This window comes from Arthrobacter ulcerisalmonis (assembly GCF_900609065.1).
Taxonomy (GTDB): domain Bacteria; phylum Actinomycetota; class Actinomycetes; order Actinomycetales; family Micrococcaceae; genus Arthrobacter; species Arthrobacter ulcerisalmonis.
The window spans coordinates 1-8,238 of sequence record NZ_UXAU01000034.1 but is presented as its reverse complement, the minus strand read 5'-3'; the positions used below and the strand labels follow the sequence as shown (position 1 = coordinate 8,238).

The 8,238-nt window shown below is 65.1% G+C and carries 11 protein-coding genes; 5 read left to right on the top strand and 6 right to left on the bottom strand.

Annotation, left to right across the window (positions count from 1 at the left end):
- From PSET11_RS11670 to PSET11_RS11660, 3 genes are all read right to left on the bottom strand, one after another.
- A partial coding sequence (locus tag PSET11_RS11670; protein ID WP_124092482.1) for a 13E12 repeat family protein occupies nucleotides 1–1,155 on the bottom strand: 1,155 nt, incomplete at its 3' end.
- A 250-nt stretch (nucleotides 1,156–1,405) separates the two neighbouring features.
- Nucleotides 1,406–2,530, bottom strand: coding sequence for an ABC transporter permease (locus PSET11_RS11665; RefSeq protein ID WP_124092480.1), 1,125 nt, complete (start codon nucleotides 2,528–2,530; stop codon nucleotides 1,406–1,408).
- Nucleotides 2,527–3,489, bottom strand: coding sequence for an ABC transporter ATP-binding protein (locus PSET11_RS11660; protein WP_238989132.1), 963 nt, complete (start codon nucleotides 3,487–3,489; stop codon nucleotides 2,527–2,529). The genes PSET11_RS11665 and PSET11_RS11660 overlap by 4 nt, the downstream gene beginning before the upstream one ends.
- 204 nt (nucleotides 3,490–3,693) lie before the next feature.
- On the opposite strand from PSET11_RS11660, the gene PSET11_RS11655 reads away from it, so the two are divergent.
- On the top strand, nucleotides 3,694–5,046 hold the full coding sequence (locus PSET11_RS11655) for an aspartate kinase (RefSeq protein ID WP_124092478.1): 1,353 nt from the start codon (nucleotides 3,694–3,696) through the stop codon (nucleotides 5,044–5,046).
- A 71-nt stretch (nucleotides 5,047–5,117) separates the two neighbouring features.
- On the opposite strand, the gene PSET11_RS11650 is transcribed toward PSET11_RS11655, so the two are convergent.
- Together PSET11_RS11650 and PSET11_RS11645 are read right to left on the bottom strand one after the other, a co-directional pair.
- Nucleotides 5,118–5,303 (bottom strand): hypothetical protein, encoded by a 186-nt coding sequence (locus PSET11_RS11650; RefSeq protein WP_124092486.1) that lies wholly within the window; start codon nucleotides 5,301–5,303, stop codon nucleotides 5,118–5,120.
- A 131-nt stretch (nucleotides 5,304–5,434) separates the two neighbouring features.
- Complete coding sequence (locus tag PSET11_RS11645) at nucleotides 5,435–5,629, bottom strand: hypothetical protein (RefSeq protein ID WP_124092484.1); 195 nt, start codon at nucleotides 5,627–5,629, stop codon at nucleotides 5,435–5,437.
- Between the two features lie 125 nt (nucleotides 5,630–5,754).
- Between PSET11_RS11645 and PSET11_RS11640 the strand changes: the two genes are divergently transcribed.
- The 4 genes from PSET11_RS11640 to PSET11_RS11625 are packed head-to-tail and all read left to right on the top strand — an operon-like array spanning nucleotide 5,755 to nucleotide 8,096.
- On the top strand, nucleotides 5,755–6,225 hold the full coding sequence (locus PSET11_RS11640; protein ID WP_124092476.1) for a MarR family winged helix-turn-helix transcriptional regulator: 471 nt from the start codon (nucleotides 5,755–5,757) through the stop codon (nucleotides 6,223–6,225).
- Nucleotides 6,226–6,234: 9 nt separating this feature from the next.
- The gene (locus PSET11_RS11635) at nucleotides 6,235–6,822 is read left to right on the top strand and encodes an SSI family serine proteinase inhibitor (protein WP_124092474.1); all 588 of its coding nucleotides are present in this window, start codon (nucleotides 6,235–6,237) and stop codon (nucleotides 6,820–6,822) included.
- On the top strand, nucleotides 6,791–7,741 hold the full coding sequence (locus tag PSET11_RS11630) for a 3-methyladenine DNA glycosylase (RefSeq protein WP_124092472.1): 951 nt from the start codon (nucleotides 6,791–6,793) through the stop codon (nucleotides 7,739–7,741). Before PSET11_RS11635 ends, PSET11_RS11630 begins: the two co-directional genes overlap by 32 nt.
- Complete coding sequence (locus tag PSET11_RS11625) at nucleotides 7,722–8,096, top strand: serine protease inhibitor (protein WP_124092470.1); 375 nt, start codon at nucleotides 7,722–7,724, stop codon at nucleotides 8,094–8,096. The genes PSET11_RS11630 and PSET11_RS11625 overlap by 20 nt, the downstream gene beginning before the upstream one ends.
- 6 nt (nucleotides 8,097–8,102) lie before the next feature.
- Here PSET11_RS11625 and PSET11_RS11620 read toward each other — a convergent pair.
- The coding region (locus tag PSET11_RS11620; RefSeq protein WP_148088037.1) for an integrase core domain-containing protein at nucleotides 8,103–8,238 on the bottom strand (136 nt) is incomplete at its 5' end.

The window sequence follows — 8,238 nt, the reverse complement described above, 5'->3', positions numbered from 1 at the left end:
ACGGACCCACACCTGGACGTCCTGCGTGAGGGGCGGTGGCGTGTCCCCGGCGATGGCACCGCCAGGACCGGTACCGGCACTGGTGGTGGGGTTGGTGGGGGGGTTGGTGGTGAGGGTGCGGGCCCATGCTGCGGGGACGGTCCCGTAGCCGGTGAGTCGGGCGGGTTCGTTGTCGCCGTGCAGGAGGGTCCGGTCGGTCATGACGAGGTTGATCGTGATGCCGGTGATCCCGCCGGGGGTCCCGGTGATCCGCTCCACGAGGGTGTCGGCCATGACTTGCCCGCGGGACCGGGTTTCGCCGGTGGCGCGGGCTGAGTCCGCTTCGTGGGTGAGGGCGGCGAGGACGGCGACGCCTTGAGCGACCGGGAGTAACGCGCTGAGGTAGGTCATGGTCTCTGGTGCTGGGCGGAGGCTGACGTGCCGGTCGGTGGCGGCGTGGTGGGCGCGTTCGGTGGTGGTGCGTGGGTCATGGCGGTACGCGGCGGTCCTGGCCGCCGCGATGAGGGCCCGGTCACCGGCCCCGGTGAACGTGCCGGTGTCGGCGGCGAGTTCAGCGTCCACGGCGGTCCGGTCCTCGGCGCTGAGGCACGCTGTTTCCCGGACCAGGAGGGTGGCGCGCCATTCGTTGAGGTCCCCCGTGTTGAGGGCGGCGAGGGTGTGGGGCATTTCGGTGACGAGGGCTCGGGCGAGGCCCAGGAGCCGGCCGCCACGGCTGGGGGATTCACGCCGGCCCAACGCTATCTGCGCCCCCACACCGTGGCCTCGCTCGGCGGCGGGCACCCCGGCCGCGGCTTGAGCTGTGCGTTCGAGGGTGTCGAACGCGACGGCAAGCCGGGCTTGCAGGCCAGCGGCCGCGGACTTCAAATCTTCGAGGCCGCGGAGTTGATCAATCAACCCGGCCGCATCCACTGCGGGCCGAACCTGGCCCACCGCGAGGAGGAGATCCGGGACCCCCACGACCGGCAGTGACGACGGCGAAACAGCGGCCACCGAGAAGGCACCATTGGCGGGAATGATAGGGCTAGAACCGGCGCATGGGCTCCCGGTCTCCGCGGTGGCGCGGTGATCCTCGAGACGAGCTTTCGTTCCGGCGTGGATGCTCGAGCCGCCGCGTTCTGCGGCGGCGACAGCCCGAAAATCCAACGTCCTTGTCATACCTCAATTATCCCAAAAGGGCTCGACAATTCCGCGAGGTTTAACCCCTATGTGGACAACTGGCTCATCGCATCTCAGGATGCGAAAAGGGCGGGCTCAGGGTGAGCGCCTCGGTGACCGGCACAGTGTCAAGCCCCTCACGATTGCGGACGCTCAACCCTGTACATCACCGGCGTCACGCTGGACGTGGCGGGTGGAGCGCACCTGGGGATGGGGACCTAAGGATGGTGGGGCCGCGGCCCCACCATCCTTAGGCGATCCTGGTCCCCCGCGCCAGCTTGCGTGCTGGGGTGCGCAATGACCGCCAGCCGAACCACATCAACAGGCCGGCAACAACCAGCTGCAGTCCCAAGCCCAGCGGCCAGAGCGGCGTGGTCTGGGTGAGGTACTGCGGCTTGGCCTCGCCGTTGGCGCAGGCTGTTGTCTGGTCCGGACCTGCCAAGGCGTAGCGGGCTCCCTGGCTGATGCTTTCGATAGCGCCCACCGGGCCATAGCGATTGGCTCCGGCTGCGGAACGGTCTTTGTAGGGAATGGCGTCCGCCACCACTACATAGGGGTTCATGGCCAACAGCCAGGCAACGCGCTCGGTGCGGATGGCAGGTTGGGTAGTGACTGGGCCTTCACACGTATAGTCCGGACCAGCGGGCGGATCCGTCAACGGAACGTATTCACCGTAAATCGGCTGGTTGGCCTGAACGGTTCCCTGTGAAAGTCCCAAGCCCAAACCGAACGCGATCAGCGTCCCCACCGCCAGGCCAGCCACGCACAGGTACGTCACCACGATCGAAAACAGCGGCCGGCCTGCCAGCGCAGAGATCCCCGTCCCGAGCGCGCACACCACTCCCACCTCGATGGCCAGCATCAGCAGGGAGACCACGACATACTCCGGTGCGAGGCCACCCAAAATAACGGCCCAAATCAGGAACGGTGCACTGGCCACCAGAAAGGCCAGCGCTGCCAACCAAGCTGCCAGGAACTTTCCCCACATGATCTGGCCCGGTTCCAGGAGCGTGACCTGCAGGATGGCAAGGGTTCCGCCGGCCCGGTCACCATTCACGGCATTCGCGGACAGCGCTGGTGCAACCAGGAGGGCAAACAGCAGGACGAAAGCCAGCACCACCTCAAAGATCATCGATCCCGGCCCGGCACTGTTGGCAACGTAGCCGTACTCCCGCTGCGACAGCTGGGACGCAGCCCAACTGGCCCAGGTCAGCCATGTCACCAGCCCCGTCAGTACGAACCAGATCGCCAACATGATGTACCAGCCCCGCGCCCGGAGCCGCTGTTTCAGCTCCAGCACCACCACGTCCCGCACTCCAGACAGGTAGCCGGCTGCTCCCGAACCGGCTGGCATCCGCTCAGCGACCTGGCTCATTTCTGCTCCCCCTCAAGATTCATGTACGTCTCTTCCAACGCTCCGGAGGCAGGCGCAAACGAGGTAATCACGACGCCGGCCAGCACCAGATCCCGCAGCAGCGCCGCCGCAGCGGTCTCGTTCGTCAGCATCAGGCTGACCGCCGGGCGGCGGCCGCCTTCCTGCCGGAAAACGCATCCCAGCGTGGTCAGTTGGGCTGCGAGCGCGACGGGGTCAGCGCCGGTGATGGCGTAGCGCCGGCCGGCGGCTGCTGCCTCTTCGGTGCTTTGCTGCCGGATGGTCCTGCCGTGGCTCACGAAGACTGCACCGTCGGCGATCTCGTCGAGTTCGCTCAGCACGTGCGAGGACACCACTACTGCCTTGCCCGCTGCCGCCAATTCCCGCAGTGTCAGCCGCAACTCCACTCGCGACCCCGGATCGAGTCCGGAGGCGGGTTCGTCAAGGAGCAACACCGATGGGTCATGGATGAGTGCGCGGCCCAGGCTGAGCCGTTGCTGTTGGCCACGGGAGAGCACCCGGGCAGGGTGGTCTGCGAGGTCGGCGAGGCGCACTTTGTCCAGCATGGCCGCCACCCTGTCCGGGATCCCGGCGACGGGCAGCCGGTAGAAACGCGCCATCTGGCTGAGGATTTCCCTGGCCGTCAAAGACTCCCAGACTCCCAAGGTGTCCGGCATCCAGCCCAGTTGGGCCCTGACCTTGGCGCGGTTCTTTGCCGGGTCCAGTCCGCCGACGCTGATGGTTCCCTGGTCCGGTGCCAGCAGTGACGCCAGCATCAGCAGCAGGGTCGTTTTGCCTGCACCGTTCGGTCCGATCAAAGCGGTGACCGCTCCGGCCGGCGCGTGGAAGTCCATCTGCTCCACCGCCTTGACCGTCCCGAAACTGCGGCTGACCGCGTGTGCCGAGATGCCGCCGTCGCGCGTTACGGTCCCCGGCGTGGGCCCTTCTGAATTCATTGCCATGTCCTGCATCCCTGTCCCCCACAGTTCCTCTGCTTGTGCCCCCGAGCCTACTTGGTGTGCCCGCTGCGGAACATGACGATCGGCATGCGGTCACAATTTGTCTGCCACGTTGCGCCCGGCGATAAACTGTCGTGGGACGACGCCCCAATCGACGTCAGGCAGCCCAGCCGCCAGATTCCCAACTGATCCAGTGAAGGTATGCGCATGAGTACGCCCATTTCCGAAGTGCACGACGCAAGGCAGCAGCAGCCTACTGGAGAAGCCGGCACCCAGCAGATTATTGTGCAGAAATTCGGCGGTTCCTCCGTTTCCGACGCCGAGGGTGTCAAGCGGGTGGCGAAACGCGTGGTGGATGCCCAGTCGGCTGGCAACGCCGTGGTGGTGGTGGTGTCCGCTATGGGTGACACCACTGACGAGCTCCTGGACCTCGCCGCGCAAGTCACCGATTCCGCACCCGCCCGCGAAATGGACATGCTGTTGTCCGCTGGCGAGCGCATTTCCATGGCCCTCCTAGCCATGGCCATCAACAAGCTTGGCGCCTCCGCGCAGTCCTTCACGGGCTCCCAGGCCGGGATGATCACCGACGGAATCCACGGCAAGGCCCGCATTATCGACGTCGATCCGCACCGGATCCGCACCGCCCTCGGCAAGGGCCATATCGCCATCGTTGCCGGTTTCCAAGGCATGAGCCGCGCCACCAACGAAATCACCACGCTGGGCCGCGGCGGTTCGGACACCACTGCTGTGGCGTTGGCTGCAGCCCTTGAGGCAAGCGTCTGCGAGATCTACACGGATGTTGACGGCATCTACACGGCCGATCCCCGCGTGGTGCCGGCCGCCCAGAAAATCGACACCATCTCCAGCGAAGAGATGCTGGAACTGGCAGCTTCCGGGGCGAAAATCCTGCACCTACGGTGCGTGGAGTACGCCCGGCGGTTTGGTGTGCCCCTGCACGTCCGCTCATCGTTTAGCCAGCACGAAGGCACTTGGGTCATCCCCAGCGCTGACGACAAGATCACCACTCAAGAGGGAGTTGCCTTGGAGCAGCCAATCATCTCCGGCGTTGCACACGATCGTTCCGAAGCCAAGGTCACCGTTGTGGGCGTCCCGGACATCCCCGGCAAGGCAGCAGCGATCTTCGAGGTCATCGCCGCCGCGCACTCAAACATCGACATGATCGTCCAGAACGTCTCCACTCAGGGGCGGAACAAGACGGACATCTCCTTCACCCTGCCCATCGTGGAGGGAGCTGAAGCCCTCGCCGCTCTGCACGCAGCGCAGGACCTCATCGGTTTCGAGTCCATCGATTACAACGAGCAGATCGGCAAGCTCTCCCTGATTGGGGCCGGCATGCGCTCACATCCGGGCGTCTCGGCAACCTTCTTTAAGGCCCTGTCCGACGCCGGCATCAACATCAACATGATCTCCACCTCTGAAATTCGCATCTCGGTGGTGACCCACGCCGATCTCCTTGACGAGGCCGTCCGCGTGATTCACAAGGCCTTCGACCTGGACAGCGATAGCGAAGCGACCGTCTACGGTGGCACCGGGCGCTAGCCTTCGGATCGTTGCAAGACAGGAAAGGGCCCGCTTCTGCGGGCCCTTCCCTGTCTTGCCGTGCTGATCAGTCAATGATCAGTTGAGTCGCGCCGCACGGCGTAGTGATGGCCGGATGAATCCGACTCGACGAGGAAGTGCGAGAGATCCTCCGTTGAGGCCTGCTCAAACTCGTCCTGGCGATGCGCTACCGGAGTGTCAGCATCGAGACGGCTGGCGGGCCCAAAGAAAAACCGAAGCCTGCTGGTCATGCCCATGAACTTTTCCGTGGTGAAGGCCACTGTGTTCCACCCCCTTTCGTGAGGGTTGGGCGTGGTGTTGGCGTCCTCCGACGCCAACAGTCCAATTTTACGCCCGAAACAGCAAAAAGGACCTGAGTCTTGGCAGGTCAGCGCAGGGATTGGTCGCCGGGATTGCGTGGCACCACATAGGTGCTGCCATCGGGCCGGGTCACAGTTTCCCATTGCTGGGTTTCCGCTTCGCGCTGAGCCAGCAGCCGGCGGTTCTCCTCGGTCATGTCATGGCCCAGCGCGGATCGGTTGGCAGGCCCAAACACGGCCCGCAACTTTCCTGTGGCGCGCATGAACCGCTGCGCGGCATTTTCCCTGCCCTCAGAATGCGACTTGACCACGAGTTTCTCCTCTATCCACTGACTACCTCAATCAAGTGTAGGCTAATTATTAGTGCACTAACGATTGGAAGTTTGCCGTGACCCAGCCCGCCGACGCACCCGTCGACGAAGACCTGCTCCTCGAACAGCAGCTCTGCTTCGCGCTCACCGTCGCAGCCAGGAGCGTAGTGGCCGCCTACAAACCGGTACTGGAAGAGCTCAACCTCACCCACCCGCAATATCTGGTGATGCTGTGCCTGTGGGAAACCAGCCCACGAACCGTCCGCGGTATCAGTGACGCCCTCGCCCAGGAACCTGCCACCATCTCTCCCCTGCTGCGTCGGCTCGAAACTGCGGGCCTGATCACCCGCCAACGCGCCGACGGCAATGAACGTGCCCTCGCCGTAGACCTCACCCCGGCTGGCGTTGACCTTCGAAACAAGGCGCTGGCAGTGCCAGGGACCATGATGCAGCGCCTCGGCATGAGCAGGGCAGAGATCACCACCCTGCACGCCACCATGATGGAGTTGATCGCCGCAACTTCGGACAAGGATTCCCGACACGGCTAGACTCAAACCATGAGGGAGCCCCAGCAGATACGCAGAACCCGCGTGCACCTGGCTGTTATGGCGGTCGCCGTTGGGCTGCTGACTGCTTGCTCCGGCGGGTCAGGAGGCGGCAACACCTCGCCCCCTGCGGAACCCTCAGCGTCAGCTACCGCCGCACCCTCCAGTTCCGCTGCACCCACGCCGTCCGCAGACGCCGAAACCACGCAGACCGCACCTGCCCCCGAACCCAGCCAGCCGCCGTCGTCCGGTCCCGGGCAGGGCACCGCAGAGCTCTCCATCGCCGTCATCCCTGCCGAGGGCCAGGCCGCCATCAACTACACCTTGGTCTGCCAAGACGGAGTTGCCAGCGCCGAATCCAGCCACCCCACAGCTGCCGCCGCCTGCGCAGCCCTGAAAGCCAATGCGGCCATCCTCAGCCCTAACAAACCGGCTGACCAGGCCTGCACCCAGCAGTACGGCGGGCCCGAAACGGCCACCGTCAGCGGCGTGCTGGACGGCACGCCCGTGGACGCCTCCTTCAGCCGCACCGACGGCTGCACCATCAGCGCATGGAATGCCGCCCACGATGTCCTGGGCGTCACCGGTGGCGCAGTTTAACGTCCTGCCCGCGGACCAGTGGCTTGCCCTGGAGCAGGCTCACCAGGACCGTGTGGCGCGCTACGCCGACCCCTATCTTGCACGCCGTTCCGCCGGGAAAAAGCACCCCGTGGAAGATTTCCTCTTCACCTATTACACGCAGAAGCCGGGTCAGCTTCGGCGCTGGCACCCGGGCGTAGGCACCGTCCTGGCTGGCGAGGCGGCCGCGGCCCGCAGCGGCTGGAAACACTACCGAACGCTCGACGACGGCGAACTCACCAGCCTGGGGCTGCCGGCGGGAAGCTGCGCGGTCACCGTTGATACCGGCGCCTTCCTGACGGACCGCAAGGACGCCGTGGACTTCGCCTCGATCATCGTGCGCGGAACGGCGGCCAGGCCTGCCCAGTTTGGCTGCTTCGGCCTGCATGAATGGGCCATGGTGTACCACCAGGACAAGTTCGAACTGCGCCACGAATACCTCACCCTGCGGCTGGGATCTGCGGGCACCGACACGGTGGTGGACCAACACAAGATCAAGTGCACCCACTTCGATGCGTTCCGGTTCTACACCCCTGACGCCACGCCGCTCAACGAGCTCGAACCCACCAGGGACACCCAACGCCACCTTGAACAACCAGGCTGCCTGCACGCCAACATGGACCTCTACAAATGGGCCTACAAGTTGACGCCGGCGCTGCCCAGCGAGCTGGTCATGGACTGCTTCGAGCTCTCCTGGCGGGTTCGGGTCATGGACATGCGGGCCTCGCCTTACGATCTCGCCGAATGGGGTTACCCACCCATCCGGATCGAAACCCCTGACGGCAAGGCGGACTACGTGTTGCAGCAGCGCGGTTTTGCCGACGAGGCTGCCGTGCTCCGCGGGCGGTTAGCCGCAGCCCTGCAGGACATCGAAAGGACCCATGAAACAGCAACACGTTGATCCGCCGTCAATGGATCTTGCCATCAGGCTCAGCGAAACTCCTGACGGGCCGCACCACGAGTTCGCCCTGGTGGCCGTGGACGGCACCCTGTCAGACAGGTCCACCGTGCCCGACGCCGCCGCGGCCTTGACCGCCGTGAGCGAGCACGGGCAAGCCATCTTCTTTCCGGAACCGGGGCCACCGAAGCGCTGTACCCAGCAATACGGAGGCCCGCAGCGGGCCCTGATTACCGGCACGTTTGATGGGCGCGCGGTGCACACGGAACTCTCGCTCACTGACGGGTGTGAGATTGCCCGCTGGCGCGCTTTGGCGCCGCTGCTGGGTGGGACCCCCGGCTCCAAGGGAGCGATCTAGGTGTACTCAGCCAGCAGGTTGGTTACATCTGCTGATGGGTGGGCGTCCTCCGAGGGCTGCGTGGTTTCGGCGGTGGTTGTAGAAGTCTAGCCAGCCGGTCAGTGCCTGTGTTCGGTGGTTGCTGGAGTCGTAGGCGTTCTTG